The following is a 26460-nucleotide window of genomic DNA, read 5'->3' as shown; positions in this document are numbered from 1 at the left end:
CCGCTCGCGGATGCAAGCGCAGCCTTGCTAGATGACGGTCATGGTCCTCCCCGTCCTGAACACCTTCTCCGGCAATCCGCTCGATCGCGCCGGCGACCTTCGCAACGATCCGGAGTGGTTGGCCGAACAGGCGGCCAATCCGGACGCCATGGCCATGGTGCTGTGGGAGGGGCGGCCGCTGGTCGAGACGGGAGAGCCGCGGCTGGCCTGGCTGGCCCTGCCCCATGCCCGCGCCGCGGCGCCGGAGCGGGAGCTTTTCCTTGGCCTGTGGAAGGGCGCGCCGTGTTTCGCAGTGGAGATCGAGGGCTCGATCGATCCGGCCGCGGGACCGCTGGCCGGGCTGGGCGCCTTCCATGAGATGCGCGAGGCGGCGGCGATGCTGCCGGACGCCGACGCGGCCATGGCGGGGACGGCCAAGTCGCTGTTCGACTGGCGGCGGCGGCACGGCTTCTGCGCCGCCTGCGGGGTCGAGAGCGAGAATGCGTGCGGCGGCTGGAAGCGTATCTGTCCGGCCTGCGGGACCGAGCATTTCCCGCGCGTCGACCCGGTGACGATCATGCTGCCGGTGTTCAGAGGCGGAGCCGAGCCGATCTGTCTGCTGGGGCGGCAGGCCGCTTGGCCCGAGGGGCGAATGTCGGCGCTGGCCGGCTTCCTGGAGCCGGGAGAGACGATCGAGGCGGCCTGCGCCCGCGAGATCGAGGAAGAGGCCGGACTGACGGTGACGGCCGTGCGCTATCACTCCAGCCAGCCTTGGCCCTTCCCGTCGCAGCTGATGATCGGGCTGATCGCCGAGGTCGACAGCATGGACGCCCGGCCCGACCAGACCGAGCTGGAGGCGGTGGCCTGGCTGACGCGGCAGGAGGCGGCCGACGTTCTCGCCGGCCGCCATCCCTCGATCAAGGCTCCGCCTCCGATCGCCATCGCCCGGACCCTGCTTCAGGCCTGGGTCGACGGCTTCGACGCCTAGACGAGGCGGCGCGCCGGTTTCAGGGCGAACAGCTGCAGCCCGGCGAACGCGGCCACGGCGGCGGCCTGGGCGATGACGAAGGCGACGCCGAGGGCGTTCGGCTCCAGCCATCCCAGCGCCAGGGTCAGGACGCTTTCGATCGTCCACAGGACGTTGACGGCGATCACCGCCATGACCAGGGGACGGGCCGGGCGAGGCTGCAACGCCAGGGCCGCGACGGCCAGGGCCCAGCCGATGAGGAACAGGCCGGCGGGCCGGGTGAAGCCGGGATCAAGCCTTAGAGCTTCGGCCAGCGGGCCCGCACCGAAGGTGAGCAGCAGGCCGACGGCGCCGCTGGCGGCGGCGTCGAGGCCCAGAACGCGGCGCAGGAACAGGGGGGAAGCGGGGGTCATGTCGGTCTCCTCGGTTGCGACGTCCCGAGGGTGAAGACGGAAAATACACCGGTCGATTACGCCGGAGGTAATGGCGAACCGGACCCCGACCTGTTTGGATCGGGCCATGGACATCAAACCGCTTCCACAGGCCTTCGGTCCCGCCCTGCGCGACTGGCGCATCCGCCGCCATCTCAGCCAGATGGATCTGGCCATCGAGGCCGAGATCTCGACGCGCCATCTGAGCTTCCTCGAGACCGGCCGGGCGCGGCCCAGCCGCGAGATGGTGCTGAAGCTGGCCGAGCGGCTGACGGTGCCGATGCGCGAACGCAACGCTCTGCTGAGCCTCGCGGGCTTCGCGGCCGTGCACGGAGAGCGCACGCTGGACGCGCCGGACATGGCGGCGGCGCGCAACGCCATCGAACGCCTGCTTAAGGCGCATGAGCCGTATCCGGCGCTGGCGGTGGACCGGCACTGGACGCTGGTCATGGCCAACGCCGCGGTGGGACCATTTCTGGAGGGGGCGGCGGCCCATCTGCTGACGGGGCCGATCAATGTTCTGCGGCTGAGCCTGCATCCCGAGGGGCTGGCTCCGCGGATTCGCAACCTTCCGGAATGGCGAGCGCATGTGCTGGAGCGGTTGAGGGCCCAGTTCGCCGCCTCGGCCGATCCCGCCATCCTCGCCCTGCTGGACGAGCTGTGGGCCTATCCGGCGCCGCCGGGGCCGCGCGCCCATCTGACGCCCGGCCACGCCATCGTAACGCCTCTGGTGCTGGACGGACCGGACGGCCCTTTGTCCTTCATCTCGACCACGACGGTGTTCGGCACGCCGCTGGACGTGACCCTGTCCGAGATCGCCGTCGAGGCCTTCTTTCCGGCGGACGACGAGACCGCGCGGCGGCTTTCAGCCCGCTAGCGCCCGGGCCGCGGCGAGATCGTCGGGATTGTCGACCGACAGGGGCGCCTCGTCGATCACGGCGGCCCAGATCTGGAGACCCATTTCCAGCGCCCGGAGCTGTTCCAGCTTTTCCCGGCGCTCCAGCGGCGACGGCGGGGCGGCGCAGAATCGCTCCAGCGCGCCTCGCCGGTAGCCGTACAGGCCGATATGGCGCCAGACGGGCGCGTCGCCGAACAGGGTCGAGCGGGTGAAATAGAGGGCGCGGCCCTGGCGTTCGCCCTCGGACAGGGCGACCACCGCCTTGACCACATCGGGATTGGTCCGGTCGGAGGCGTCCGCCTCGGGAGCGATCAGGGTGGCGATGTCGCAGGCCGGCTCGCCGTGCAGCAGGGCGGCGCAGGCCGTGGCCAGGCCGGGGTCCGCGAAGGGCATGTCGCCCTGCAGGTTGATGACGGCGTCGTGCGCTCCGTCCGGGTCGATGGCGTCCAGCGCGGCGCGGATGCGGTCGGAACCCGAAGGCAGGCCGGGGTCGGTCAGGACGGCGACGCCGCCGTCCGCCTCGATCGCCGCCACGATCTCCGGATCTCCGGCGGCGACCGCGACAGGCAGGCCTGACAGGGCGGCCTGACGGTACGCCCGCACGATCATCGGCACGCCGCCGATATCGGCCAGCGGCTTGTTCGGCAGACGGGTCGCGGCCATGCGCGCGGGGATCAGGATCAGCGGGTTCACGTTCAAGTCCCAAACTGGGGGCTGCGACAGCCAGACGACCTTCCGCCGGTTGCGAAGGCCGCGCTAGCGTGTAAGAGACGCCCACGCAAGAATTCGCCCGCCGGTCATATGGTCGGGCCTCAGATACGGGATGAGACGACGCGCATGAGCGGCGATCTGAAGTGGAACAAGATTCTGGGCGCCGCCCTCGCGACGGGGTTTGTCATCATCGGCGTGCAGCAGGTGACCGGCGCGATTTATCACACTGAAGCCCCTGAAAAGATGGGTTATTTCGTCGACGCGCCCGAAGAGGCCGCCGGCGGAGCCGCTGAGGTGGTCCTGCCGCCTGACTGGGGCACGGTGCTTCCGGCCGCTGATCTGGCCGCCGGCGAGGCCGCCTTCGCGCGCTGCCAGGCCTGCCACACGGCGACGGCGGGCGGAGCCAACGGAATCGGTCCGAACCTGTTCGGCGTGGTCGGCCGCGCCGTGGCCAGCCATGGCGGCTTCGCATATTCGGACGCGATGACCGCCCACAAGGCCGAGGCGCCGACCTGGACCCTGGACGAGCTCGACCAGTTCATCACCGCGCCCGGCCGTCACGTCCCGGGCACCAAGATGTCGTTCGCCGGCATTCGCGACACCAACACCCGCGTCAATCTGATCGCCTGGCTGCGCAGCCAGGGATCGGGCGGCATGGCCATCCCCGCGCCTGATCCGGCACGCCAGCCCGGCGCTGCTCCCGCGGCGGCCCCGGCCGAAGGCGCGGCTCCCGTCGCCGGCGCTGAAGAGGCCGGCGCTGCAAACGGCGGTCAGACCGGCGCCGCTCCGACCACGGGCGCCGCGGCCCAGCCGACTACGGCGGCCACGCCCGCCGCTCCGCCGGCCTCGACCAGCCCGGCTCCGCCGAACCAGTAGGTCCGGCTGGATGGATATCGACGGAAGGGCGGTCTTCGGGCCGCCCTTTCCTTTTGCGGTCAGAGGCGGCGGAAGACGGGTTGGGCGCCGCCAAGGCCGCCGTGCCGGGCGTTCGCCTCTGCGAAGGCCTCGATCACCACCTCGCCGTGATGACCGGTGGCGTGCAGGACGCGGTCCGGATCCAGCATGATGCCGGCATGGCCGTTCCACGGCGCCAGGCCTGGCGACAGCCAGATGACCAGATCGCCCCGTCGCGCATCGGCGATGGGGACGCCGACGCCCAGTTCGGCCTGCTGGTCGGCGTAGCGCGGCGCGGCGCGGCCGCAGGCGTAGAGGGCCTGCTGCACCATGCCGCAGCAATCGGTTCCCCGGGGCGTACGTTCGCCGGGACGGTGCGGCACGCCCAGAAAGCCTTCCGCGACGGCGACGGGGTCGTCGGCGAAGACGCCGATGGCGGCGGAGTCCTCATCGGCCCCGGAGACCAGGGCGTTCAGCGGCAGGTCTGCGCCGACGGCCTTGATGTGGTGGGTCGGAAGCGGCGCGCCCTCTACCAGGGAGGCGGCTTCCACCCATCCGACCACGCCGTCCCGGCGCGCGCGGCCCCACAGGCGGTCGCCGCGGCTGTCGAGGACGTCGAAGGCTTCGCCGAAGATCAGCTGGTCGACGGGATGTTCGCCGGGGACGACGTCGGCGTGGATGTCCGCGACGGGGGCCGCGCAATGCATGGGCCGGACCGCGCGGTAGGCCGCGGCGCGGACGACGCCTTCCAGCGCCTGCTCGGCCAGATCGGGCCGGGCGAGCGTGGTGCGGGGGTCCAGAATGGCGGCTGCTGCAGTCAAGCGTGGGCTCGTCCGGTTGAGACGCTGTCGTACCGCAAGAAGCCGAAAGGGCCGTTAACGAACGGAGGCTTTATCGTGGCCGAACCGTCTCGTGAGCATCTCGAAACAGGCGCGCAAGGCCTGGGCCTCGCCGCCCTCGGGCCAGCCCGGGCGGGCGCGGGGGTTCCAGGCGAAGATGTCCATATGGGCCCAGGCGCCGGTGGTCGGAGCGAAGCGTTGCAGGAACAGGGCGGCGGTCACCGAGCCCGCCTGGGCCCAGCCGGCGGAGTCGTTGCGCAGGTCGGCGATCTCGGTCTCCAGCGCGGCCCGATAGCCGGGCCAGAGCGGCATCCGCCACAGCGGATCGCCGACGGCGCGGGCAGCCTCGAGCAGGTCGGCGGCCAGGGCCTCGTCATCGGTGTAGAGCGGAGGCAGTTCGGGTCCCAGGGCGATGCGGGCCGCGCCGGTCAGGGTGGCGAAGTCGAGGGTCAAATCGGGCGAATGCTCGCCCGCGCGGGTGAGGATGTCGGCCAGGACCAGCCGCCCCTCGGCGTCGGTGTTGCCGATCTCGATGGTCAGGCCCTTGCGGCTGGACAGGATGTCGCCGGGCCGGAAGGCGTCGCCCGAAATAGCGTTCTCGACGGCGGCCACCAGCACGACCAGCCGGACGGGCAGGCGCGACTGCATGACCAGCCGGCCGAGGGCGAGGGCGTGGGCCGCGCCGCCCATGTCCTTTTTCATATTGCGCATGCCCGCGGCGGCCTTGATGTCCAGCCCGCCGGAATCGAACACCACCCCCTTGCCGACGAGGGCGACCAGCGGCAGGTCCGCGCGATCCAGATTCCAGCCGATCTCTATGACCCGGGGCGCGCGGTGCGGGGCGGCGGCGCGGCCGACCGCATGAACGGCCGGATAATTCTCATCCAGCAGGGCATCGCCGGCGATGGCGGTAATCGCGGCGCCGGCCTCCTCGGCGATCTCGCGGGCGATGGTTTCGATCTGCAGGGGCCCCATGTCGGCGGCGGGCGTGTCGACCATCTCGCGGGCGAGGGCGCAGGCCGAGGCGATCCGCGTCGCCGCCGCCAGGTCGAGGCCCTCGGGCGCGACCAGCCGCACCCGGTCACGTTCGGGACGGGCCTTGTAGCGATCGAACACATAGGCTCCGAGCAGGAAGGCCAGGGCGGCCCGGCGCGCATCCTCCGGTTCCGCCTCCAGCCGGTACAGGCCGGGCGGCAGCCTCGCCGGCAGGGCGCGGGCCGACATGGGATCGAAGGTCTCGCCGGCGCCGACCAGAACGGCGGCGATCCCGCCGTCGCCGCCGGGCGCGACCAGGATCTGGCCGGACTTGCCCTTGAAGCCGTTGGCTTCCGCCCAGCCTTGCAGCGTTTCGTCGATAGGCCCTGCGGCGCCGACGAAAAGCACCGGGATCGCGCCCTCCGCGTCGTCGGTCAGCAGGTCGGGATGCAGGGCGGACATGGGCGACAGCCTTTCCGGCCGGCGGCGGCCGATCTTAACCAAGGATTGACGCGAAAGGCCGAGTCTGGCCCCCGAACCATCCGGAGCGCCTCCATGTCGCGCACGACAGCCTCTCTCGCAATCCTCGTCCTGCTTTCGGGCGCCGCCGGCGCGGCTCACGCCCAGGCCGGGGCCCAGACCGGGACCCAGCCGCCCGCCCCGTCGCAGGCCGCCGCTACACCGCGTCAGCCCGCGAGCGCCGAGGTGCGCGCCGCCTATGAGCGTTCCGACGCGCTGAGCCGCTCGGTGTTCTGGACCGATCAGGCGGACATCGATCCCCGCGATCCCGTCGCCGGCGTGAAGGCGGCGGCGGCGTTGCGCGATCTCGGCCGCTATGATCAGGCCGCCGAAACCGCCCAGGCCGTGCTGGTCATCCAGCCGAACAACGTCGACGCCATGCTGGAGGTCGGGCGCGCCCACATCGCGCGTGGGCAGGCCTTCTATGGCGTGGCCGCGCTCGAACAGGCCCGCAACGCCCGGCCCAACGACTGGCAGGCCTGGTCGCTGCTGGGGACCGCCTATGAGCAGGTGCGCCGGCCCGACGACGCCCGCGCCGCATGGGGCCAGGCCCTGGCCCTGTCGCCCGACAATCCCGCCGTCCTGACCAATATGGCCATGTCGGCCATGACGAAGGGCGACGCCGTTACGGCCGAGCCGCTGCTGCGCCGCGCCGCCGCCCAGCCGGGCGCGTCGCTGAAGGTGCGGCTGAACCTGGCCATGGTGCTGGGTCTGAGCGGCAAGATGGCCGAGGCGGAACAGATCCTGCGCCGCGACCTGCCCCCGGAGGCCGCCGACGCCAATCTGCAGTGGCTGCGGGACCGCGTCAGGGACGGTTCGGTCGATCAGGCCCGGACCTGGGGCTCGCTCCAGGGCGGGTGATCGCCTATATTCCGGCCCATGATCGACGAGCTCTACAGCGCGCGCATCCTCAGGCTGGCGGCCAATCTGCCGCACAGCGGACGCCTGCCTGCGCCGGAAGGCACGAGTGAACGGGTCGCCAAACTGTGCGGTTCGAAGGCCGTCGTGGATGTGACGCTGGACGAGGCCGGTCGGGTTCTGGCGTTTGCGCAGGACGTGAAGGCCTGCGCCCTCGGCCAGGCCGCCGCCGGGGTGCTGGGCGAGAGCGTGATCGGCGCCTCTCTGGATGAAGTGGTCGCGGCCCGCGACGCCATGTCGGCCATGCTCAAGGCCGGCGGCGAGGGTCCGACGGGCCGTTTCGAAGGCCTGCGCGCCCTGAAACAGGTGGCCGACTATCCGGCGCGCCACGCCTCCACCATGGTCGCCATCGAGGCGACGCTGGACGCGATGCGGCAGGCGCTCGCCCGCAAGGGCCCTGACACCCGAACTAGCCTCGCCGGGGCTGCCTGACGCCCGTTGCTCCTGCGCCCATTGCAGGGGATAAGCGCGGCGACATGGCTTCCGGCGGAACTCTCTATGAACGCGGCGTGCGGCTGGCCCATCGCGGCTACAAGCTGACGCTGTCGCCCCTGATCGGGCAGCAATGCCGGTTCCTGCCGACCTGTTCGGACTATGGCCGGGACGCGCTGATCCAGCATGGACCGGTCAAGGGGGGATGGCTGACGGTCAGACGCCTCTGCAAATGCCACCCATTCGGCCAATCGGGCTATGACCCGGTTCCGCCTGTAAAGACGAAGACATGATCGAACTCCGATTCCCCGACGGCGCCGCGCGCCAGTATCCCGACGACGCCACGGGCCGTGACGTCGCCGCCTCCATCTCGCCGTCGCTGGCCAAGCGCGCCGCCCTGGTCGCCCTGAACGGCGAACAGCGCGATCTGGACCGCCCGCTGGGCGGGTCCGGCGATTTCAGACTGATCATGCGCGACGATCCCGAAGCGCTTGAGACCATCCGCCACGACGCCGCCCACGTGCTGGCCCAGGCGGTGCAGGAGCTGTTCCCGGGGACGCAGGTCACCATCGGCCCGGCCATCGAGGACGGATTCTATTACGACTTCGCCCGTGAGGAGCCCTTCTCGACGGACGACTTCGCAGCCATCGAGAAGAAGATGGCCGAGATCGTCGACCGCGACGAGAAGCTGGTCCGCGAGGTCTGGGAGCGCGAGGACGCGATCCGGCATTTCGAGAGCGTCGGCGAGACGTTCAAGGCCGAGCTGATCCGTGACCTTCCAGGTACGGAGGAAATCACCGTCTATCGCTCGGGCGGCTGGCTGGACCTCTGCCGGGGACCGCATTTTCCGACGACGAAATTCGTCGGCAAGGCCTTCAAGCTGACCAAGCTGGCGGGGGCCTACTGGCGCGGCGATCACCGCAATCCGCAGCTGCAGCGCATCTACGCCACGGCCTGGGCTTCGAAGGAGGACCTCGACGCCTATCTGCTGCGCGTCGAGGAGGCCGAGAAGCGCGACCACCGCCGCATCGGCAAGGCCATGGGTCTGTTCCACATGCAGGAGGAAGGCCGTGGGATGGTCTTCTGGCATCCCAAGGGCTGGGAGCTGTGGCGTGTGCTGGAGGCCTATATGCGCCGCCGGCTGGATGCGGCGGGCTACGTCGAGGTCAAGACACCGCAGGTGCTGGACCGGACCTTCTGGGAGAAGTCGGGCCACTGGGAGAAATACCGCCCCAACATGTTCGTCTGCGAGACAGTCGAGGGCGAGACGCTCAGCCTCAAGCCGATGAACTGCCCCGGTCACGTGCAGATCTTCGATCAGGGCCAGCGCTCGTACCGCGAACTGCCGCTGCGCATGGCCGAGTTCGGGGCCTGTCACCGCTATGAGCCGTCGGGGGCCCTGCACGGCCTGATGCGGGTGCGCGGCTTCACCCAGGACGACGCCCACATCTTCTGCCGCGAGGATCAGATCGTCGACGAGACGGCGCGCTTCATCGAACTGGCCCGCACCGTCCACGCCGACCTCGGGATGGAGACCGCCTACATCAGCCTGGGCACCCGGCCCGAAGTCAGGGCGGGTACGGACGAGTTCTGGGACAAGGCCGAGGCCCAGATGCTCGAGGCCGCCCGCGCGGCCGGAACCGAGCCGGTGGTCACCGAGGGCGACGGCGCCTTCTATGCGCCCAAGCTCGACTTCGTGGTGAAGGACGCCATCGGGCGCGAGTGGACCTGCGGCACGATCCAGCTGGACTATGTGCTGCCCGAAAGGCTGGGTGCGGAATATATCGGCGAGGACGGCCAGAAGCACCGGCCGGTCATGCTGCACCGGGCCATTCTGGGCTCGTTCGAGCGGTTCATCGGCATCATGATCGAGAACTACGCCGGGGCCTTCCCCCTGTGGCTGGCGCCGACGCAGGCGGTCGTGGCGACGATCGTTTCGGAAGCCGACGACTATGCGCGCGAAGTGCAGGCGCGGTTCAAGGCCGCGGGCCTGCGCACCGAGCTCGACCTGCGCAACGAGAAGGTCGGCTACAAGGTGCGCGAACACTCGGTCGGCAAGGTCCCGGTCATCGCCGTGGTCGGCAAGAACGAGGCCGAACAGGGCACGGTCGCCATTCGCCGTCTGGGTTCGCAGGCGCAGGAGGTCGTGTCGTTGGACGAGGTCATCCGCATCCTGACGGAAGAGGCGACGCCGCCGGATCTGCGCCCCGCCTGATCCGACCGGGGAAACAAAAAAAGCCCGCCATCGCGATCGCGGTGGCGGGCTTTCCCTTGAGCGATGGTTGGACGGTCAGAGCAGCCGCTTGCGCATGGCCTGTGACAGCATGTCGATCAGGGTCACGGCGACCACCACCACGACCACGATGGCCGAGACGTCGCGGAAGTCGAAGGCGTTCATGCTGTCGAACAGCACCTGGCCGATGCCGCCGGCCCCGATCAGACCCAGCACCGTGGCCGAGCGGCTGTTCGATTCGAAGCGATAGAGGGCGAACGAGGTCCACAGCGGCGCGACCTGCGGGATCACGCCCCAGACGATCTCATGCAGCTTGGACGCGCCGGTGGCGCGCACGCCTTCGACCGGGCCCTTGTCGATGGACTCGACGGCTTCCGAGAACAGCTTGGCCAGGACCCCGGCGGTGTTCAGGGCGATGGCGAGAACGCCGGCCAGAGGGCCAAGGCCGACGGCCACGACGAACAGCAGGCCGATGACCAGATCGGGGATCGAGCGCAACAGGTTCATCAGCCAGCGAACCGGGGTGACGACCCAGGCGGGGGCGATGTTGCGGGCGGCGGCCAGACCCATGGGAACCGCGGCGAAGACGGCGATGAAGGTGCCCCACAGGGCGATCTGCACCGTCTCCCACATCTTGGCGACGAACAGCTTCCAGTTCTGGAAATCGGGCCGCAGCAGTTCGCGGGCGAAATTCTGGGTGTGTTCGTTGTTGCTGAACAGCTTGGTGACATTGGCCAGTTCGACCGGGCCGAAACTGTAGACCAGCAGGGCGCCGACCCCGCCCCAGATCAGGATGTCGAGCGCCCATGCGCCCATCGATTTGGTGGGCGGATTGGGAATGGCCGTCGCAGGCGTTCGGGCGGCGGCGTCGGTCAAGGCTGGACCTCACGCAGGCTGCGCAAGCGCTGCAGTTCACGCTCGGCGGCGGCGACGCCGGCGGCGTCCCCCTTGGCCCGGGCCTCGCCCAGCTTCTGGTCGGCGACCATTTCGCGGATCGGGTTCAGATAGCCGTCGTCCGCGGCGTTGAAGCGCGAGTATTCCAGACCCGCCAGCACCTGACGCTGGCGTTCGGCCTCGACGCCTTCGCCCTGGCCGTAGGTGAGGAAGAAGCTGCGGATTTTCTCCTTCAGCGCCGGATCGAGGTCCTCGCGCACCAGGATGCCGCTCTCGGGGATCGGGGGCGACTGCCAGATTTCCTGAATCTGGCTCGCGATCTGCGGGTTCTGCTTGCGCAGGAAGACGGTGTTGACCGTGTTCGAGGTCGCCACGTCCAGCACGCCCGAGGCGACCGAGAAGGCGTTCGACTGATGGTTGGCCGAGCGGACGGTCTTGAAGCACTGGGCCGGGACGACGTTGCGCGGATTGAACAGGAAGGCCATCGGGGCCAGCGTGCCCGAGGTCGACTGGGCGTCGCCGATGCCGAAGTCGAAGCGTTTGCCGCAGGCCATGACCTGATCCAGCGTGATGCCCGAGCCGGTGCGGACGATCAGGGTCGAGCGGTAGCTGTCCAGCCCTTCCTTGTTGACCGTGCGGGCGATGACCTCGGCGTCGGCGCGGTCGATGGCCTCGACAGCGGGCTTGGCCGAGAACCAGGCGACCTGGGTCTGGTTGCCGCGCATGGCCTCGACCAGGACGGTGTAGTTCGAGCCGAAATAGGGCTTCACCGGTACGCCGACGGCCCTGGACATGTCGTCCAGCAGCGGCTGCCACAGAGGGCCCGCCGAAGCCTGGCCCTCGGCGGACAGGATGGAGAAGGTCAGTTCGGTCGGGGCGGCCGTCGACTTGCTGTCTTCGCCTCCGCAGGAGGCCAGGCCGAACATGGCGGCGGCGGCGGCGATCAGGCCGAGCCGGCGGGTGACGGGTGCGAAGGTCATGCCTTGGTTTCCCAGAACGCGTCCTCGAACTCGGGACCGTAGATGTCGATAAGCTGTTTGGTGTCCAGGCCGGTGGCGGGCCCGTCGTAGACGATCTGGCCGGCCTTCAGGGCGACGACCCGGTCGCAATAGCGGATGGCGTAGTCGACCTGGTGCAGGGTGACGATGACCCCCAGGCCGTCGCGCCTGTTCAGTTCGACCAGCAGTTCCATCACCTTGCGGGCGGACACGGGGTCCAGCGAGGCGACGGGCTCGTCGGCGAGGATGGCCCTGGCGCCCTGAACGAGGGCGCGGGCTATGGCGCCGCGCTGCTGCTGGCCGCCGGACAGGGTGTTGGCGCGCTGGGCCGCATAGTCGGAGACGCCGACGCGGTGCAGGGCCGCCATGGCGCGCTGCCTGTCCGCCTTCGGCCAGGCGCCGAGGAAGCCCTGCCAGCCGGGAAGACGGCCCAGTGCGCCCAGCATGACGTTGGAGAACAGCGACAGCCGGCCCACCAGATTGAACTGCTGGAAGATCATGCCCAGCTTCTGGCGCGCGGCGCGGACGGCGCCGGTGGTGCGGCCGTTCTTCTGGACGGTCTCGCCGAAGACGGTGATCGTTCCCTTGCCGGAATCGATGGTCTGCAGGCCCGTGATCGAGCGCAACAGCGTCGATTTGCCGGAGCCGGACGGGCCGATCAGGGCGACCATTTCTCCGGCCCCGACCTCGACGGACACGCCGTTCAGGGCCTTTCGGGCGCCGAAAGTCTTGGACACGTCCTTCACGGACGCGACGGCGGCAGTGGCTGAGGTCATGGACACGCTGAAAGCGGTTGCAAGGGCGCGCCGCATGGCCCGATCAGGCCCGCGAGGCAAGTCTTAATGACACGTCCACGAGGATTTCGTCCAGCGGAACAGCAGGGGCGGCCCGCCGCGTACGCGCCGTCCGCGCATGGGCCGAACCCTTTCGCCGCCGGACAGTCCGCGCGCGGATAAATCCCGCGCAAGTCCAAGCCCTGCCTGGAAAAAACCGCTTTACATGACAGTCGGCGAACCCTACATCGCGGCTTCCGGCGGACCCCGTAGGTCTAACGTTGCGCTGCTAACGCCGGTCTGGGTTTAACAATTACAGGGGTTTACGTGAATTGCGCACGTATCCATTTCCCCTGGACCTGGTCCGCGAGCGGTCCCCTGAACGTCCCGTCGCACTCGTGCGACCGCGTTCGGTTTCCGTAGCGGCGCGCTGGTTCCAGGACAATCTGAACGCCGACGTCTTCTATGCGGTGAAGGCCAATCCCTCGCGGTGGGTCATCGAGACTCTCGTGGAGGCTGGGGTTACCGGCTTTGACGTCGCCTCGCTCGCCGAGATCGAACTGGTCCGTTCGGTCAGCGCCGACGCGCGCCTGGCCTTCATGCACCCGGTCAAGAGCCGCGGCGCGATCACCCGCGCCTATTTCGAGCACGGCGTCCGCACCTTCTCGCTGGACAGCCATGACGAGCTGGCCAAGATCCTCGACGCCACGGGCAACGCCACCGACCTGAACCTGCTGGTCCGCATGACGGTTTCGGCCGACGGCGCGGCCTATTCCCTGTCGGGCAAGTTCGGCGTCTCGCCGGACCATGCTCCGTCTCTGCTGCTGGCCACGCGCCAAGCGGTGGTCGACGGGCTGATGGGCGTCTGTTTCCACGTCGGTTCGCAGTGCATGCGCCCGTCCGCCTATGAGGCCGCCATGGCCCAGGTCGGTCGCGCCATCAGCCGCGCCGGGGTGATCGTAGACATCGTCGACGTCGGCGGCGGCTTCCCTTCGGTCTATCCGGGCATGGTTCCGCCGGACATGAGCGAATACGCCGACGCCATCCATCGCGGCTTCGCAGAGATGCCGGTCACCCACACCACCGAACTGTGGTGCGAGCCCGGCCGCGCGCTGGTCGCCGAGTCCTCGTCGGTCCTGTGCCGCGTCGACCTGCGCAAGGGCGACGCCCTGTATCTGAACGACGGCTCGTACGGCTCGCTGTTCGACGCCACCCACTCGCGCTGGCCCTTCCCGACCAAGCTGGTCCGGGATGGTGATGCGTCGAGCGATCTGAAGCCGTTCCGCTTCTATGGCCCGACCTGCGATTCCATCGACCACATGCCGGGCCCGTTCTGGCTGCCGGCCGATGTGCAGGAAGGCGACTTCATCGAGATCGGCATGCTGGGCGCCTATGGCGTGGCCATGTCGACCGGCTTCAACGGCTATGGCGAACACGACATCGCCGCGGTCGGCGACGCCCCGATGGCTTCGCTGTACGGCCTGGCGCCGCGCTCCATCCCGACCGTGCGCACCACGGCGGAAGAGACCGCCCGCAAGGTCGTTCGCCTGTCGCGCCCCAAGGGCAAGGCCGGTCAGCGGAGAAAGCAGCGGCGCTAAATCGTCGCTTTCGCGTTGTAACCAGCAGCGGCCCGTCGCTCCGTCCGGGCCGCTGTTTCTTTTGACGACGGGCGCTCAAACCAAAGGGAAACCCTTGCAATGAACGCTCCCGTTCAGTCCAACCAGAAGGCCCAGCTGCTCCAGAACACCGTGGAGCACGTCGACATCACCTCCTTCGACGCCCGTCCGATCATCGACAGCATGCGCAAGATGTCGTTCTCGAGCCGCGACACGGCCCGGGCCGCCGACATCTTCAACATGGCGCTGGAGGACAAGGCCTGCTCGCCCTGGCTGATCCTCGCCGGCTCGACCTCGGCCGGCGGCTGCATGCACGTGTACCGCGACATGGTGAAGTTCGGCATGATCGACGCCGTGGTCGCCACCGGCGCCTCGATCGTCGACATGGATTTCTTCGAGGCGCTCGGCTTCAAACACTACCAGGCCGCCGGCGAGGTGGACGACAACGTCCTGCGCGACAACTACATCGACCGGATCTACGACACCTATATCGATGAGGAAGAGCTCCAGGCCTGCGACCACACGATTCTGGAGATCTGCAACCGGCTGGAGCCGCGCGGCTATTCCTCGCGCGAGTTCATCTGGGAAATGGGCAAATGGCTGAGCGAGGGCAATGCGAAGAAGCCCGGCTCGCTGATCCAGACCGCCTATGAAGAGGGCGTGCCGATCTTCTGCCCGGCCTTCGTCGACAGCTCGGCCGGCTTCGGTCTGGTCAAGCACCAGAAGGAGCGGATGGCCGAGGGCAAGCCGTATCTGATGATCGACGCGGTCGCGGACTTCCGCGAACTGACCGACGTCAAGATCGCGGCGGGCGTCACCGGCCTGTTCATGGTCGGCGGCGGCGTGCCGAAGAATTTCGCCCAGGACACCGTCGTCTGCGCCGAGATCCTCGGCGTCGAGGCCGAGATGCACCGCTATGCGGTCCAGATCACGGTCGCCGACGTGCGCGACGGCGCCTGCTCGTCGTCCACGCTCAAGGAAGCCGCTTCATGGGGCAAGGTGCAGACCACGCACGAACAGATGGTCTTCGCCGAGGCCACCACGGTCGTGCCGCTGATCGGCTCGGACGCCTATCACCGCGGGACGTGGAAGAACCGCGACAAGCGCCGCTGGAACAAGCTGTTCGGCAAATAGGGCCAGTTCAAAAGAGAAAACGAAACGCGAGCCGGGATTTCGATCCCGGCTCTTTTCGTATGCGGAACCGCCCCGCGCGCGGTTCGCTTTGTCTGACGAAGGAGCTTCGCCATGAACGACCAGCATCAGACCGAGGACGCCCGCGAGGCGGACGACATGGGCGAGAAGCCCGATCTGGGCCGCAAGCCCGACGCCATGACCGAGGCCCTGTCAGGGTCTGGCATGGGATCGGACACCCGGGCCGGATCATTGCAGGGCGGAGCGGCCACGGGGTCGGAGGACGATCCCGATCAGGACGCCATCAATGAGACGCTGGCGACTGAAGGCATGGCCTCGGCCGACCCGCAGTCGCCCTCGAACGCCGACCCGAACCCCATCAACAACACGGGCGCGGACCGGACCGGTCCCGCCGGCGATCCCGCGGAAGGCAGGCCGGACCAGGCCGACGCGGCGACCGGCTGACGTCCGCGTCATTCCGCGCCTTTCCGAAGGCGTGAACCCGCCTTGCCGCCGCCGCAGCCTTGGGCCACGGTGGGTGCAATCAAGAAGTCTTTCCAGGGACGATACGGAATGAAGCGCATGTTCGCGGCCGCCGCACTCATGGCGACCCTGGCCGCAGCCGGTTGCGGCCCGAGCCCGGCGCAGGATGCTGTCGCTCCGGACGAGGCGGCGCCCGACACGGCGGCCGTCGCCGCCCCGGAGGCCGCGGCGCCCGCCGCCGCCATCACCACGGCGGCCGCGCCGGCGGCGCCAGGCGCGCCGGTCTTCGCCGTGGTCTATCCGGGCGGAACCGTCAGCGGTCCCGCGACTGTCGCCCGGGGTCCCGACGGCCCCGGCGGGATCCTCAGCTTCACCACCGACGCCGCGCCCGAAACGGTCATCGCCTTCTACCGCGAGCGCGCCGAGGCCGCCGGCCTGGCCTCGGTCATGGCCATGAACCAGGGCGAGGCCCGCGCCTATGGCGCCGCAGCCGAAGACGGCAGCGGCAAGCTGCTGCGCGTCGTCGCCACCCCCGTCGAGGACGGCCCGACCAGCGTCCAACTGGACTGGACCGCCGGCGGGTGAGCCGCGCCGCCGCGCTCGCGGCCTGCGCCCTTCTGGGCGCCTGCGCCACGGGCGTGGCCCCCGGGGCTGCCGAGGCGCCGCAGGGCTATCTGGAAGAGACGGCCATCCGGTCCCTGGCCGATGCGACGCCCCCGCCGGGGCCATGGTCGGGGTCCGACCTCCCCTCTGTCGAGCCCGGCGCGGACCGGTGGTGGATGGCCACGGCCCATGCCTGGCTGGCGGCGCCGGAGGGGGCCCAGCATTTCGACTGCGTCCTCGGCGCCCGGTTCGCGCAGAAGCCCCGACCGGCCCTGACCCGGCTGATGAACCGGCTGCTGGTCGACGCCGACCGTCTGACGCGCCTGTTGGCCGAGCAGACCCCCCGTCCCCGGCCGATCAGGGCGATCGAGGGTCTGGAGCCCTGCCAGAGGATCAATGACGCCATTCGCGACGGTTCGTCGTGGCCCGCGGGCGGCGCCGTCGCCGGCGCGGCGTATGGCGAGATGTTCGCGGCCCTCGCGCCCGACCGCGCCGCCGAGGCCCGGCGCATCGGCCGCGAGATCGGACTGAGCCGGGCGGTTTGCCGCATGAACTGGACGGCGGACGTAACGGACGGAGCCGTTCTGGGTCAGAGGCTGTTCGCCGCCGAGGCCTCGCCCGCCTTCGCCGACGATCTGGAGGCCGCGCGGGCCGAGGTGGCCGCCGCGCGCGCCGAAGGCCTGACCAGTCCGGGCTGCGCCGCCGAGCGGCGGGCCTTCGCCCAGGCGGGCGCTCAGGCCGGGCGGGGCGCGACCAGCGAGCCGTAGAGGTCGGTCCGCCGGTCGCGGAAGAAGCCCCAGGCGGCGCGGTGCCGGTCGACGTAGTCGAGGTCGAAGGTATGGACCAGCGCCCCCTCGTCGTCGCGGCCGAAGCTTTCGACCAGATCGCCGCGATGATCGGCGATGAAGGACGAGCCGTAGAAGACCTGGCCCGCCTCGGTGACCCGCTCATGACCCGTGCGGTTGGCGCCGACGACCGGCACGACGTTTGAAACGGCATGACCCTGCATGGCGCGCCGCCACGGATCGGCGGTGTCCAGCTCCTTGTCGTGCGGCTCGGAGCCGATGGCGGTCGGATAGAACAGCACCTCGGCGCCCTGCAGCATCATGGCGCGGGCGGTTTCGGGGTACCACTGGTCCCAGCAGATGCCGACGCCGACGCGGCCGTGGCGCGTGTCCCAGACCTTGAAGCCGGTGTCGCCGGGCCGGAAATAGTATTTCTCCTGATAGCCGGGACCGTCGGGGATATGGCTCTTGCGATAGACGCCCAGGGCGCGGCCGTCGGCGTCCAGCATCACCATGCTGTTGAAATAGTGCGGTCCCTCGCGCTCGAAGATGGAGACCGGGATGGCGACGCCAAGTTCGGCGGCGACGGGCTGGAGGGCGGTCACGCACGGATGGTCGCGCCATGGATGGGCGGTCGCGAACCATTTCTCTTCCTGGCTGACGCAGAAATAGGGGCCCTGAAACAGTTCGCTGGGCAGGATTACCTGCGCGCCCTTGCCGGCAGCCTGACGGATCAGGTCGATCGTCCTGTCGATGTTCGCCTGCATGTCCTCGCCATAGGAGGTCTGGAGCGCGGCTACAGAGATCGTGCGGGCCATCAGGCGGGCTCCTGCTGGGTGATGCAGTGGAAGGATCCGCCGCCCGACAGGATGGCGATCGACGGCAGGGCGATGATCTCGCGATCCGGGAAGACCGTCGCGAGGCCCTGGCAGGCCAGATCGGCGGCGCGGTCGTCGCCATAGGTCGGCACGATGACGGCGCCGTTGGCGATGAGGAAATTCATGTGGCTGGCCGGGACGGGCTTTTCGTCCTCGTCGCCGACGAAGCCGGGCGAAGGCAGGCGCAGCACCTTGAGCGGCGCGCCCGTGGCGTCGGTCATCTGCGACAGGGCGCGGGCCACGGTGTCATAGACGTGGTCGTTGGGATCGCCCCTGCCCCAGGCCACCGGGCAGGCCACGACGCCCGGCGCGACGAAGCGGGCCAGGTTGTCGACATGGCCGTCGGTGTGGTCGTTCAGCAGGCCGTCGCCAAGCCAAAGCACCTTCCTCGCGCCCAGCGAAGCGGCCAAAGCGGCCTCGGCCCCAGCCTCGGTCCAGCCGGGGTTGCGGTTCGGGTTCAACACGCACTGGCGGGTGGTGAGGACCGTGCCGCGGCCGTCATGATCGACAGCCCCGCCCTCGAGGATGAAGTCGTTGCGGGTCAGGGGGACGCCCGAGGCCCGGCCGATCTGGTCGGCGACCGTGTCGTCGTGCTCAAGCTCGTATTTGCCGCCCCAGCCATTGAAGCGGAACGCCGCCGCCGTCGCCGAGCCGGGGCCGAAGATGGGGCCCGTGTCCCGCAGCCAGATGTCGCCGAACCGGCCGTCGACCACCTCGACCCCGGTCACGCCGTCGAACCGCGCGCGGGCGTCGTTCAGCGCCTCGGGCTTGCCCACCAGCAATTTCACATGTTCCCGGCCCGGACCGGCCAGGGCGCGGACCAGGGCCTCGACCTCGGCCCGGGCCGGTTCGAGATTGTCTTCCCACAACTCGGCATGGCTGGGCCAGCCAACCCACATCGCGCGGTGCGGCGTCCATTCGGCGGGGACGGGAAACTGGTTCATGGGGCCTCGTATCGGCGAATGACCGATCGCGCCAGATAGAGGGCGCCGCGTGAGGTTTCAACGCACGGGCGCGTCGTGCGGCCATGGAAAAAGGGCGGCCTGTGAACAGGCCGCCCTCGTTCGTCTCGATATGAAGCGTGAAGCCTAGAACTTCATGCCCAGGGTGATCTGCGCGATGCGCGGGGAACCGACCGAATAGGTCCGGACCTGACCGCTGCGGTTGGCGTTGGCGGCCGGCACGCGGGGATCGGTCGTCACGACGGTCGACAGGGCGTTGTTGCCCGTCGAGATGTTGCCCAGATATTCCTCGTCGAACAGGTTGTTGACGTTGAGCTGAACATAGGCGCCGCGGATGCCGAAGGTGTCGGTGAGGTCGTAGCGCACGTCCAGATCGGCGACCGTATAGGCGTCGGAGATCTCGTCATTGACGTCCGTGGCGAAACGCTCGCCGACATATTTGGCCTGCAGGCCGACCGAGAGGTTCTCGGTCACGTCCCAGTCCGCGCGAGCGGCGAAGGTCCAGTCCGGAGTCTCGACCAGGGTCTTGCCCTTGGTCTGCAGGAACAACGGAATGGGGGTGGAGGCCGGGGCGGTCGGGCAGACCGGGGTCGAGCCCGGGACCTGGTTGGCCGACGTGCAGTTGAAGTTGCCCAGGAAGAGATTGTCCTGCAGCTCGCTCTCATTATACGACGCCGACAGGTTCACGGCGAAGTTGTCCGCGAAGATGTAGCCCAGCTGTCCGTCGAAGCCCTGCTGCTTCACGGCGCCGACGTTCCGGTCGGTGAAGAAGCCGAAGGTCGGGGAGTTGGGGTCGTTGTCCTGGGAGGCGACGATGCGGTTCTCGAACTCGATATACCACAGGGCGGCCTGGGCGATCAGGCGCGAGTTGCGGAAGCGATAGCCCAGATCATAGGATTTCGTGCTTTCCGGCTGCACGGTCGAGAAGTCGATCGAGTTGTCGGTCGTGTTCCGCACCGGCTGGTACAGGTTGTCCGTCCGCGGGACCGACAGGCCTTCAGCGTAGCTGGCGTAGACGCTGTGGCCGCCGCCGAAGCGGTAGACGGCGCCGACGTTCGGCAGAACATCGTCATACTTCAGTTCGGCTTCGTACGGCGGGATGTACTGGGTCGTTCCGGTCGAGGCGAACCGGACGTTGCCGTTGGCCAGGGTCGCCGAAGGGGTCTCGGTCGTGCAGCGCACGTTCGAGGAGCCGTTCTGCGAGTAGCAGTACTGGTTCAGCTGACGCGTGAAGAAGGGCGCGCGGACACCGATGTTGATCGTCAGCGAGTCGTCGAGGAAGTCGCCGATGTACTCGACAGCGAACTGTTGCAGTTCGGCGATCGAGAAGCGGTCGCGTCCGCGCAGGTACGAACCGTCCCGGCCCAGAATGCGGGCGTCTTCGTCACCCCAGCGCTCCTGGCCGCCGAACACGTTCAGCGGTTCGCTGTCGCGGGTCAGGCGGGTGAATTCCCCGGTCTGGCGGTGACGCCCGTAGTCCAGCGAATAGGCGGCGCGGATCCGGTGACTGTCGTTCAGGTCCCAGATCAGCGAGCTGGTGATGCCGTAGCGGTGGGTGTTGGTGTTGTTGGGCGTGTAGAGGCCGACGTTGTCGCAGCTGTCGCCGTCGCCGTTCAGATCGACGCCCGTGCGGTTCACGGCCGCTGCCGCGCACTGGGCGGGCGTGGTGACCGTGGCGTTGTTGGCCGCGTTCTGGTCCAGGCGATCGTCCCGCTCGCCAACCAGGGTGTAGCCGCCGCCGTTGGCGATGACGTACTGGAACGAGGGGTCGAAGGTGAAGCGCAGGTTGTCCGTGAGGCCGTAGCTGAACTGGCCGCGGATGTTGCCCGTGTTGGACGGGTTGATCCGGATGCCGTGATAGTTGGTGCAGCTGCCCGTCGCCACGCTTCCATCGGAGAGGACGCGCGAGGAACTGTTGCTTTCGTTCTGGACCGTGCCGTCAACGCCCACCGGGCGGAAACAGGCGATGTCGTTTTCCAGGTAGGTCCCGGCGTCGAACTGGGCCTGGTTGATGAAGTTGTTATAGAAATCGTTGCGGTTGACGTTCCAGTGCGCCGCGACGCTGGCGAAGTCCCCGTCGCCCAGATCCTGGTAGAGCTTGCCGTTGAACTGGGTCTTCTCGAGTTCGCCGGGGCCCTTGAACTTGTCATAGTTGGTGTAGGAAACCGTGGCGTAGCCCGTCGTACCCCACGGGCCGAAGGCGCCGGTGTCGCCGCGAAGGAAGACGCGACCGTAGTTGTTCTCGCCGATCGACGTATTGATCTGGAGGCCGGCCTCTTCCAGCGGGCGGGCCGACAGGAAGTTGATGGTGCCGCCGGTGGCCGAGGCCGTCGGGCTGTCGACGTCGGTCGTGCCCTGGTTGACCGAGGCGCGCTCGATCAGTTCCGAATCGAGCTGCTGGTTGGTGTAGACCGCGTAGTTGCCCGTGTCGTTCAGCGGCATGCCGTCGAAGGTCAGCGAGACGCGGTTGCCGTCGAAGCCGCGCAGACGGATGTTGCCGCCCGAGTTGCCGTAGGGGTCGCTGTTCACGAAGTTCAGGCCGGGAACCAGGTTCAGGGTCTGAAGGATCGTCTGGCCCGCGGCCTGGGTCGAGATGAATTCCTGCGAGATGCTGGAGCGCGTCTTGGGGACTGTCTGGGCGACGATGACACCGTCGATGCTGGGCGTGCGGGCGCCCGTGACGACCACCGTGTCCAGTTCGGTGGCGCCTTCGGTCGCGACCGTGCCCGAAGACTGGGCGGAGGCGGCGCCGGCGACCAGAAGGCCGCTGAAGAGGGCCGTGGTGGCCCAGAACACGCGTTTGCGGTTCGTCATTGTCATCTATCCCCGATGAAGATGGGCATGTGCGCCCTGCGACCGGCCGTGGCAGCCGGTTGAAATCCCGCCCCCTCTAGGCGTGCCATGGGAAAGTGGGACGACATTCATGTGACAGTGATATGACAGGCCCGGCGGGTGACACGAGAGACACACCGCCGTGGGCCGTTTAGCTGTGGATGATCGCTAACGGCGTTCGTCCAGGCTTTGCTGTGGCAAGGGGAAGAGGTGGTGGCTGGAGGCGGGCTCGAACCGCCGACCTGTGGGTTATGAATCCACCGCTCTAACCAGCTGAGCTACCCAGCCCCGATTGCTCGAGTCCCGGCGGGAACTGGTCTGACCGCCGGAAGAGGCGTGCCTATATAGGCGGGCGATGGCGGATTCAAGTCGAGTAAACGCCATGGTCGATGAGCGGGTACGTGACGCCGCAGGGCCGGAACGGCTAGGCTGACGGACCGTTCGTTCGCTGTTCCGTTCAAGGGGATTCCCATGCGTCTGCTCGCACTCGCCGCCACGGTCGGCGTCGCCGCCCTTTCCGCCGCCTGCGGGGCCAATGGGCAAGATGCGGCGCCCCCGGCCGGCGCACCGCTGGAGACCCGGCCCGCCAATGGCGCGGCGCAGCAGCCCGCCTTCCCCGGCCAGACCCGCGCCCCCGGCGTGCGCACCGAAACGGCCATGGCGCACAGGGTGGTGGCGTCCGGGCTGGAGCATCCGTGGGGCCTGGCCCTGCTGCCCGACGGCCGCTGGCTGGTCACCGAGCGACCGGGCCGTCTGAGGCTCATCACCGCCGACGGCGCGGTCGGCGAACCCGTCGCCGGCCTGCCCGCCGTCGACGCCCGCGGTCAGGGCGGCCTGCTGGACGTCGCGGTCGGTCCGACCTTCGGCGCCGATCGGCTGATCTACTGGAGCTATGCCGAGCCGCGCGAGGGCGGCAACGCTACCTCGGTGGCGCGGGGCCGGCTGTCGGACGACGGAACCCGGGTCGAGGCCGTCCAAGTCATCTTCCGCGCCCTGCCGGTCTACGACGGCGACAAGCATTTCGGCTCGTCCCTGGCCTTCGACGGCGCGGGCCATCTGTTCATCACCCTGGGCGAACGGTCCGACGCGCCGATGCGGCCCCAGGCCCAGGACCTGGGCTCGCACATGGGCAAGACCATCCGCATCAACGCCGACGGCTCGGTCCCGCGCGACAATCCCTTCGTCGGCCGGGCCGGCGCCCTGCCGGAGATCTGGTCGCTGGGGCACCGCAACGTGCAGGGCGTCGCCATCGCCCCCAACGGCGACGTCTGGACGGTCGAGCACGGCACGCGCGGCGGCGACGAGATCAATCTGGATCGCGCGGGCCTGAACTACGGCTGGCCCGAGGTGGCCTACGGGATCGAATATCGCGGCGGCGCCATCAACGGCGGCGTCACCGCGCGTGAGGGGATCGAACAGCCCGTCTACTACTGGGACCCCGTCATCGCGCCGGGCGGCATGACCTTCTACGACGGGGCCATGTTCCCCGGCTGGCGCGGCAATCTGCTGATCGCCGGCCTGAAGGAAAAACATATCGCCCGGCTGGTGCTGGACGGCGGCCGGGTGGTCGGCGAGGAGCGGCTGATGACCGGTCTGGGCGAACGCGTCCGGGACATAGCCGTGGCCCCCGACGGCGCGGTCTGGGCCGTCACCGACGAGCAGAATGGCAAGCTGGTCCGGCTGGCGGCTTCCCAGGGAGGCTATCGCTCCGCGCGCGGAGCCTCGCTGCCTGAACTCAATCCCGCAGCAGTTCGTTGACGCCGGTCTTGGCCCGCGTCTGCGCATCCACCCGTTTGACGATGACCGCGCAATACAGCGACGGCCCGCCGTTCGGGTCGGGCAGGCTGCCCGGCACCACGACCGAATAGGCCGGCACCTCGCCGCGGAAGACCTCGCCGGTGGCCCGGTCGACGATCTTCGTCGAGGCCGACAGATAGACGCCCATGGCCAGGACGGCGCCCTCGCGCACGATCACGCCCTCGGCCACCTCGGCGCGGGCGCCGATGAAACAGCCGTCCTCGATAATGGTCGGATTGGCCTGCAGCGGCTCCAGCACGCCGCCGATGCCGGCCCCGCCCGACAGGTGCACATTCCTGCCGATCTGGGCGCAGGAGCCCACCGTGGCCCAGGCGTCGACCATGGAGCCCTCGTCGACATAGGCGCCGATGTTCACGAAGCTGGGCATCAGCACGACGTTGCGGCCGATGAAGGCCCCCTGACGCGCCACGGCCCCGGGCACGGCGCGGAAGCCGGCGCGCTCGAAGTCCGCCTCGGTCCAGTGGGCCCATTTGACCGGGACCTTGTCCCAGTAAGGACCCGGCGTCGGATCGGTGACGCCCATGGTGGCCCCGATCGCCGCCCCCATGCGGGTGTTGGGGTTCAGCCGGAACGACAGCAGCACCGCCTTCTTCAGCCACTGGTGCGTGGTCCAGACGCCGTCGTCCCCCCGCGACGCGACCCGGGCCTCGCCCGAATCCAGCAGGGCCAGGGCCTGTTCGACGGCCTTGCGAACCTCGCCGTGGGTCGAGACCGAGATTTCGGCCCGGCCCTCCCAGGCGGCTTCGATGACGGATTCAAGGTGCGCGCGATCCAGCATCAGGCGTCTCCGGGCAGGCGGGCGGTGGCGAGGAAGGGGCCGAGCGCGGCGGCCCGATGATCGACGAAGGGAATGTTCGGGTGGTGCGCCCTGGGCCCGACCAGCACGGTCGTCATGCCGATCGCATGGGCGGGCTCCAGGTTCCGCACCGTGTCCTCGAAGAAGGCGGCCGAGCCCGGGTCGACGCCGAACTGTTCCGTCATCCGGGCGAAGGTGCGGGGATCGGGCTTGGGGATCAGGTCTGCGTCCTCCAGCGAGAACAGGCCGTCGAACAGGTCGGCCAGCTCCAGCCGCTCGATCACGCGGCGGGCGTGGGCCTTCGATCCGTTGGTGAAGACGATGCGCGGCCCGTCCAGCCGCTCCAGCGCCGCGCGCAGGCCGGGATCGGGCGTCAGCACGTCCAGCGGCACGTCGTGCACCTCGGCCAGGAAGTCGTGGGGATCGATCCGGTAGTGGGCCATCAGTCCGGCCAGAGAGGTGCCGTAGTCGTTCAGATAGGTCTTCTGAACCACCATGGCCTCGTCCGCCGGCAGGCCCGAGGTGCGCACCACATAGTCGTTGATGCGCTGCTGGATCAGCCCCATGAACTGCGACTCGGGCGGATACAGGGTGTCGTCCAGATCGAAGATCCAGCTGCGCACATGGCGCAGGTCCGCCCCGAGTTCCGTCGCCTCGACAGCCTCGGCGCTCATTCCGCCTTCACCAGCGTGCCGGCGCCGTGTTCGGTGAACAGTTCGACCAGCATGGCGTGAGGACGGCGGCCGTCCAGGATGACCACGGCCTCGACCCCGTCGCGCACGGCCGCCATGGCGGTCTGCAGCTTGGGAATCATCCCGCCGGTCGCGATGCCGTCCTCGATCAGCCTCGACGCCTCGTCCACGGTCATCTGTCGGATGATCTGGCCGTCCGCGCCCTTGACCCCGGCCACGTCGGTCAGCAACAGCATGCGCTTGGCCCCCAGCGCCCCGGCCATGGCCCCGGCCACGGTGTCGGCGTTGACGTTGAAGGTCTGGCCGTCCTCGGTCACGCCGATCGGGGCGATCACCGGCACCCAGTCGGCGTCCGAGTCCAGCAGGCGGGTGATCAGTTTGGCGTCGACCCGCGTCGGTTCTCCGACGAAGCCCAGATCGACCTCATGCTCGATCATGCTGTCGGGATCGCGTTTGGTCCGGCGGGTCTTTTCCACGGTCAGCAGACCGGCGTCCTTGCCCGACAGGCCGATCCCCCGCACGTCGGCCTCGCGCCCGGCCATGGTGATCCAGTGTGCGATCTCCTTGTTGACCGCGCCGGACAGGACCATCTCGGCCACCTGCATGGTGTCCGCGTCGGTCACCCTCAGACCGTCGACGAAGCTGGAGCGGACGCCCGCCTTGTCCAGCATGGCGCTGATCTGGGGCCCCCCGCCATGAACGACGACCGGATTGACCCCCATCAGCTTCAGCAGAACCACGTCGGCGGCGAACTGTTTGGCCACGGCGCTCTCGCCCATGGCGTGGCCGCCGTATTTGATCACCACCGTCTTGCGGTCGTAGATCTGGATGTACGGCAGGGCCTCGGCCAGCGTCTTCGCCGTGTCCCAGCCGCGCTCCTCGGATTGCCGTTCGGTTTCGTCCATGATGGCGGGTCAGTAAAGCCAGGGCTGGCCGCTGTCATCATGAAACCGGACGGTCTGCACGCCGTTCCACCCGGATGAACCCGCATGACATCGATGACCGCGACCTGACGCCGGCGAATCCGGTCGACCCCGCCTCGCTCCAGCACCCCGACCCGACCCTGTGCCCGGAATGCCAGGGAGCGGGCGTCAGCGCGTCCGGAGAAACCTGCGCCGTCTGCGAGGGAACCGGCAAGGCGACCGGGCGAACCGGCGGCGGTTGAGAAGGCACACGCCCGCCTTGAATCGCCACAGGCCGCCGGGATTTCAAGGTTGTAACTATATGGCCACGCTGGGCGCTTATCCGGCTTACGCCGCTCGACCTCGGCCAGCGGGGCTGTTATGAGGGCGCAGCGGCTGCTCGTACGCCGTCACAAATTCACTTGGGCTGCGGAGGGCATCCACCCATGCGCGTAAAGACTTTCATCATGGCCACCAGCGCGGCCGGGGCTCTCGCCCTGT

Annotated in this window: 26 protein-coding genes and 1 tRNA gene; 13 read left to right on the top strand and 14 right to left on the bottom strand. The window is 68.9% G+C overall.

The features are described from left to right. Positions 1-40 precede the first annotated feature (40 nt). Entirely contained in the window at positions 41-967 is a 927-nt protein-coding gene (nudC, locus tag BrevBR_RS16375; RefSeq protein ID WP_340001671.1) for an NAD(+) diphosphatase, read from the top strand. Here the strand turns inward: nudC and BrevBR_RS16370 are convergent. Then, entirely contained in the window at positions 964-1359 is a 396-nt protein-coding gene (locus BrevBR_RS16370) for a hypothetical protein (RefSeq protein ID WP_340001670.1), read from the bottom strand. The two genes, nudC and BrevBR_RS16370, sit on opposite strands and share 4 nt — an antisense overlap. A gap of 106 nt (positions 1360-1465) precedes the next feature. Between BrevBR_RS16370 and BrevBR_RS16365 the strand changes: the two genes are divergently transcribed. Further along, on the top strand, positions 1466-2254 hold the full coding sequence (locus BrevBR_RS16365) for a helix-turn-helix domain-containing protein (protein WP_332639012.1): 789 nt from the start codon (positions 1466-1468) through the stop codon (positions 2252-2254). Here the strand turns inward: BrevBR_RS16365 and BrevBR_RS16360 are convergent. Beyond that, positions 2243-2968, bottom strand: a complete 726-nt coding sequence (locus tag BrevBR_RS16360) for a 3-deoxy-manno-octulosonate cytidylyltransferase (protein ID WP_340001669.1) — start codon at positions 2966-2968, stop codon at positions 2243-2245. The genes BrevBR_RS16365 and BrevBR_RS16360 overlap by 12 nt on opposite strands. A 144-nt stretch (positions 2969-3112) precedes the next feature. Here BrevBR_RS16360 and BrevBR_RS16355 point away from each other — a divergent pair, with 144 nt between their 5' ends. Next, positions 3113-3862 carry a c-type cytochrome gene (locus BrevBR_RS16355; RefSeq protein WP_332639014.1) on the top strand — a complete coding sequence of 250 codons (750 nt, stop codon included), beginning with the start codon at positions 3113-3115 and terminating at the stop codon, positions 3860-3862. A 59-nt stretch (positions 3863-3921) separates the two neighbouring features. On the opposite strand, the gene BrevBR_RS16350 is transcribed toward BrevBR_RS16355, so the two are convergent. Beyond that, positions 3922-4701: a C40 family peptidase gene (locus BrevBR_RS16350; RefSeq protein ID WP_340001667.1), complete on the bottom strand. Its 780-nt coding sequence runs from the start codon at positions 4699-4701 to the stop codon at positions 3922-3924. 54 nt (positions 4702-4755) lie between these two features. Then, a complete protein-coding gene (locus BrevBR_RS16345; RefSeq protein ID WP_340001665.1) occupies positions 4756-6156 on the bottom strand; it encodes a leucyl aminopeptidase family protein in 1401 nt (466 codons plus the stop codon). A gap of 93 nt (positions 6157-6249) precedes the next feature. Between BrevBR_RS16345 and BrevBR_RS16340 the strand changes: the two genes are divergently transcribed. Genes BrevBR_RS16340 through thrS form a run of 4 tightly spaced genes read left to right on the top strand, consistent with a single transcriptional unit; the run spans position 6250 to position 9778 of the window. Then, positions 6250-7074, top strand: a complete 825-nt coding sequence (locus BrevBR_RS16340; protein WP_340001663.1) for a tetratricopeptide repeat protein — start codon at positions 6250-6252, stop codon at positions 7072-7074. An 18-nt stretch (positions 7075-7092) separates the two neighbouring features. Continuing rightward, positions 7093-7563 carry an iron-sulfur cluster assembly scaffold protein gene (locus BrevBR_RS16335; protein ID WP_340001661.1) on the top strand — a complete coding sequence of 157 codons (471 nt, stop codon included), beginning with the start codon at positions 7093-7095 and terminating at the stop codon, positions 7561-7563. A gap of 44 nt (positions 7564-7607) precedes the next feature. After that, the gene (yidD, locus tag BrevBR_RS16330) at positions 7608-7856 is read left to right on the top strand and encodes a membrane protein insertion efficiency factor YidD (protein WP_300465370.1); all 249 of its coding nucleotides are present in this window, start codon (positions 7608-7610) and stop codon (positions 7854-7856) included. Further along, positions 7853-9778, top strand: a complete 1926-nt coding sequence (gene thrS, locus BrevBR_RS16325) for a threonine--tRNA ligase (RefSeq protein WP_340001659.1) — start codon at positions 7853-7855, stop codon at positions 9776-9778. The genes yidD and thrS overlap by 4 nt, the downstream gene beginning before the upstream one ends. Positions 9779-9853: 75 nt before the next feature. On the opposite strand, the gene phnE is transcribed toward thrS, so the two are convergent. Genes phnE through phnC form a run of 3 tightly spaced genes read right to left on the bottom strand, consistent with a single transcriptional unit; the run spans position 9854 to position 12464 of the window. Continuing rightward, complete coding sequence (gene phnE, locus BrevBR_RS16320; protein ID WP_442881302.1) at positions 9854-10672, bottom strand: phosphonate ABC transporter, permease protein PhnE; 819 nt, start codon at positions 10670-10672, stop codon at positions 9854-9856. Then, positions 10669-11670 carry a phosphate/phosphite/phosphonate ABC transporter substrate-binding protein gene (phnD, locus tag BrevBR_RS16315; RefSeq protein ID WP_340001657.1) on the bottom strand — a complete coding sequence of 334 codons (1002 nt, stop codon included), beginning with the start codon at positions 11668-11670 and terminating at the stop codon, positions 10669-10671. The genes phnE and phnD overlap by 4 nt, the downstream gene beginning before the upstream one ends. Beyond that, complete coding sequence (gene phnC / locus BrevBR_RS16310; RefSeq protein ID WP_340001656.1) at positions 11667-12464, bottom strand: phosphonate ABC transporter ATP-binding protein; 798 nt, start codon at positions 12462-12464, stop codon at positions 11667-11669. Before phnC ends, phnD begins: the two co-directional genes overlap by 4 nt. 329 nt (positions 12465-12793) lie before the next feature. Here phnC and BrevBR_RS16305 point away from each other — a divergent pair, with 329 nt between their 5' ends. From BrevBR_RS16305 to BrevBR_RS16285, 5 genes are all read left to right on the top strand, one after another. Then, a complete protein-coding gene (locus BrevBR_RS16305) occupies positions 12794-14059 on the top strand; it encodes a type III PLP-dependent enzyme (protein ID WP_332639023.1) in 1266 nt (421 codons plus the stop codon). Positions 14060-14158: 99 nt separating this feature from the next. After that, positions 14159-15211 (top strand): 1,9-bis(guanidino)-5-aza-nonane synthase, encoded by a 1053-nt coding sequence (locus tag BrevBR_RS16300; RefSeq protein WP_340001655.1) that lies wholly within the window; start codon positions 14159-14161, stop codon positions 15209-15211. Between the two features lie 111 nt (positions 15212-15322). Next, positions 15323-15673, top strand: coding sequence for a ribonuclease (locus BrevBR_RS16295; protein ID WP_332639025.1), 351 nt, complete (start codon positions 15323-15325; stop codon positions 15671-15673). A gap of 108 nt (positions 15674-15781) precedes the next feature. Then, a complete protein-coding gene (locus BrevBR_RS16290; RefSeq protein WP_340001654.1) occupies positions 15782-16276 on the top strand; it encodes a hypothetical protein in 495 nt (164 codons plus the stop codon). After that, entirely contained in the window at positions 16273-17061 is a 789-nt protein-coding gene (locus tag BrevBR_RS16285) for a PA-phosphatase (RefSeq protein WP_332639027.1), read from the top strand. The genes BrevBR_RS16290 and BrevBR_RS16285 overlap by 4 nt, the downstream gene beginning before the upstream one ends. Here BrevBR_RS16285 and aguB read toward each other — a convergent pair. The 4 genes from aguB to BrevBR_RS16265 all read right to left on the bottom strand — a co-directional run bounded on the left by aguB (position 17028) and on the right by BrevBR_RS16265 (position 22039). Further along, positions 17028-17897, bottom strand: coding sequence for an N-carbamoylputrescine amidase (gene aguB / locus BrevBR_RS16280; protein ID WP_340001653.1), 870 nt, complete (start codon positions 17895-17897; stop codon positions 17028-17030). The two genes, BrevBR_RS16285 and aguB, sit on opposite strands and share 34 nt — an antisense overlap. Further along, positions 17897-18901, bottom strand: a complete 1005-nt coding sequence (locus BrevBR_RS16275) for an agmatine deiminase family protein (RefSeq protein ID WP_340001652.1) — start codon at positions 18899-18901, stop codon at positions 17897-17899. The genes aguB and BrevBR_RS16275 overlap by 1 nt, the downstream gene beginning before the upstream one ends. A 144-nt stretch (positions 18902-19045) precedes the next feature. Next, positions 19046-21733: a TonB-dependent receptor gene (locus tag BrevBR_RS16270; RefSeq protein ID WP_340001650.1), complete on the bottom strand. Its 2688-nt coding sequence runs from the start codon at positions 21731-21733 to the stop codon at positions 19046-19048. A 229-nt stretch (positions 21734-21962) separates the two neighbouring features. Continuing rightward, positions 21963-22039 (bottom strand) — tRNA-Met (locus tag BrevBR_RS16265). A 183-nt stretch (positions 22040-22222) separates the two neighbouring features. Here BrevBR_RS16265 and BrevBR_RS16260 point away from each other — a divergent pair. Beyond that, positions 22223-23509 (top strand): PQQ-dependent sugar dehydrogenase, encoded by a 1287-nt coding sequence (locus BrevBR_RS16260; protein ID WP_340001648.1) that lies wholly within the window; start codon positions 22223-22225, stop codon positions 23507-23509. On the opposite strand, the gene dapD is transcribed toward BrevBR_RS16260, so the two are convergent. Genes dapD through argB form a run of 3 tightly spaced genes read right to left on the bottom strand, consistent with a single transcriptional unit; the run spans position 23487 to position 25962 of the window. Next, the gene (dapD, locus tag BrevBR_RS16255) at positions 23487-24347 is read right to left on the bottom strand and encodes a 2,3,4,5-tetrahydropyridine-2,6-dicarboxylate N-succinyltransferase (RefSeq protein ID WP_332639033.1); all 861 of its coding nucleotides are present in this window, start codon (positions 24345-24347) and stop codon (positions 23487-23489) included. The genes BrevBR_RS16260 and dapD overlap by 23 nt on opposite strands. Beyond that, positions 24347-25039: a pyrimidine 5'-nucleotidase gene (locus tag BrevBR_RS16250; protein ID WP_332639035.1), complete on the bottom strand. Its 693-nt coding sequence runs from the start codon at positions 25037-25039 to the stop codon at positions 24347-24349. The genes dapD and BrevBR_RS16250 overlap by 1 nt, the downstream gene beginning before the upstream one ends. Next, positions 25036-25962: an acetylglutamate kinase gene (gene argB, locus BrevBR_RS16245; RefSeq protein WP_340001646.1), complete on the bottom strand. Its 927-nt coding sequence runs from the start codon at positions 25960-25962 to the stop codon at positions 25036-25038. The genes BrevBR_RS16250 and argB overlap by 4 nt, the downstream gene beginning before the upstream one ends. Positions 25963-26460 lie beyond the last annotated feature (498 nt).

The sequence above is a fragment of the Brevundimonas sp. BR2-1 genome (assembly GCF_037626195.1).
Taxonomy (GTDB): domain Bacteria; phylum Pseudomonadota; class Alphaproteobacteria; order Caulobacterales; family Caulobacteraceae; genus Brevundimonas.
The sequence above is the reverse complement of the archived record's forward strand: the minus strand, read 5'-3'. Positions and strand labels throughout refer to the sequence as shown.

Coding starts and splice junctions, on each gene's coding strand:
- nudC (WP_340001671.1), top strand. CDS start 41: ATGGTCCTCCCCGTCCTGAACACCTTCTCCGGCAATCCGCTCGATCGC.
- BrevBR_RS16370 (WP_340001670.1), bottom strand. CDS start 1,359: ATGACCCCCGCTTCCCCCCTGTTCCTGCGCCGCGTTCTGGGCCTCGAC.
- BrevBR_RS16365 (WP_332639012.1), top strand. CDS start 1,466: ATGGACATCAAACCGCTTCCACAGGCCTTCGGTCCCGCCCTGCGCGAC.
- BrevBR_RS16355 (WP_332639014.1), top strand. CDS start 3,113: ATGAGCGGCGATCTGAAGTGGAACAAGATTCTGGGCGCCGCCCTCGCG.
- BrevBR_RS16345 (WP_340001665.1), bottom strand. CDS start 6,156: ATGTCCGCCCTGCATCCCGACCTGCTGACCGACGACGCGGAGGGCGCG.
- BrevBR_RS16340 (WP_340001663.1), top strand. CDS start 6,250: ATGTCGCGCACGACAGCCTCTCTCGCAATCCTCGTCCTGCTTTCGGGC.
- BrevBR_RS16335 (WP_340001661.1), top strand. CDS start 7,093: ATGATCGACGAGCTCTACAGCGCGCGCATCCTCAGGCTGGCGGCCAAT.
- yidD (WP_300465370.1), top strand. CDS start 7,608: ATGGCTTCCGGCGGAACTCTCTATGAACGCGGCGTGCGGCTGGCCCAT.
- thrS (WP_340001659.1), top strand. CDS start 7,853: ATGATCGAACTCCGATTCCCCGACGGCGCCGCGCGCCAGTATCCCGAC.
- phnD (WP_340001657.1), bottom strand. CDS start 11,670: ATGACCTTCGCACCCGTCACCCGCCGGCTCGGCCTGATCGCCGCCGCC.
- phnC (WP_340001656.1), bottom strand. CDS start 12,464: ATGACCTCAGCCACTGCCGCCGTCGCGTCCGTGAAGGACGTGTCCAAG.
- BrevBR_RS16300 (WP_340001655.1), top strand. CDS start 14,159: ATGAACGCTCCCGTTCAGTCCAACCAGAAGGCCCAGCTGCTCCAGAAC.
- BrevBR_RS16295 (WP_332639025.1), top strand. CDS start 15,323: ATGAACGACCAGCATCAGACCGAGGACGCCCGCGAGGCGGACGACATG.
- BrevBR_RS16290 (WP_340001654.1), top strand. CDS start 15,782: ATGAAGCGCATGTTCGCGGCCGCCGCACTCATGGCGACCCTGGCCGCA.
- aguB (WP_340001653.1), bottom strand. CDS start 17,897: ATGGCCCGCACGATCTCTGTAGCCGCGCTCCAGACCTCCTATGGCGAG.
- BrevBR_RS16275 (WP_340001652.1), bottom strand. CDS start 18,901: ATGAACCAGTTTCCCGTCCCCGCCGAATGGACGCCGCACCGCGCGATG.
- BrevBR_RS16270 (WP_340001650.1), bottom strand. CDS start 21,733: ATGACGAACCGCAAACGCGTGTTCTGGGCCACCACGGCCCTCTTCAGC.
- BrevBR_RS16260 (WP_340001648.1), top strand. CDS start 22,223: ATGCGTCTGCTCGCACTCGCCGCCACGGTCGGCGTCGCCGCCCTTTCC.
- dapD (WP_332639033.1), bottom strand. CDS start 24,347: ATGCTGGATCGCGCGCACCTTGAATCCGTCATCGAAGCCGCCTGGGAG.
- BrevBR_RS16250 (WP_332639035.1), bottom strand. CDS start 25,039: ATGAGCGCCGAGGCTGTCGAGGCGACGGAACTCGGGGCGGACCTGCGC.
- argB (WP_340001646.1), bottom strand. CDS start 25,962: ATGGACGAAACCGAACGGCAATCCGAGGAGCGCGGCTGGGACACGGCG.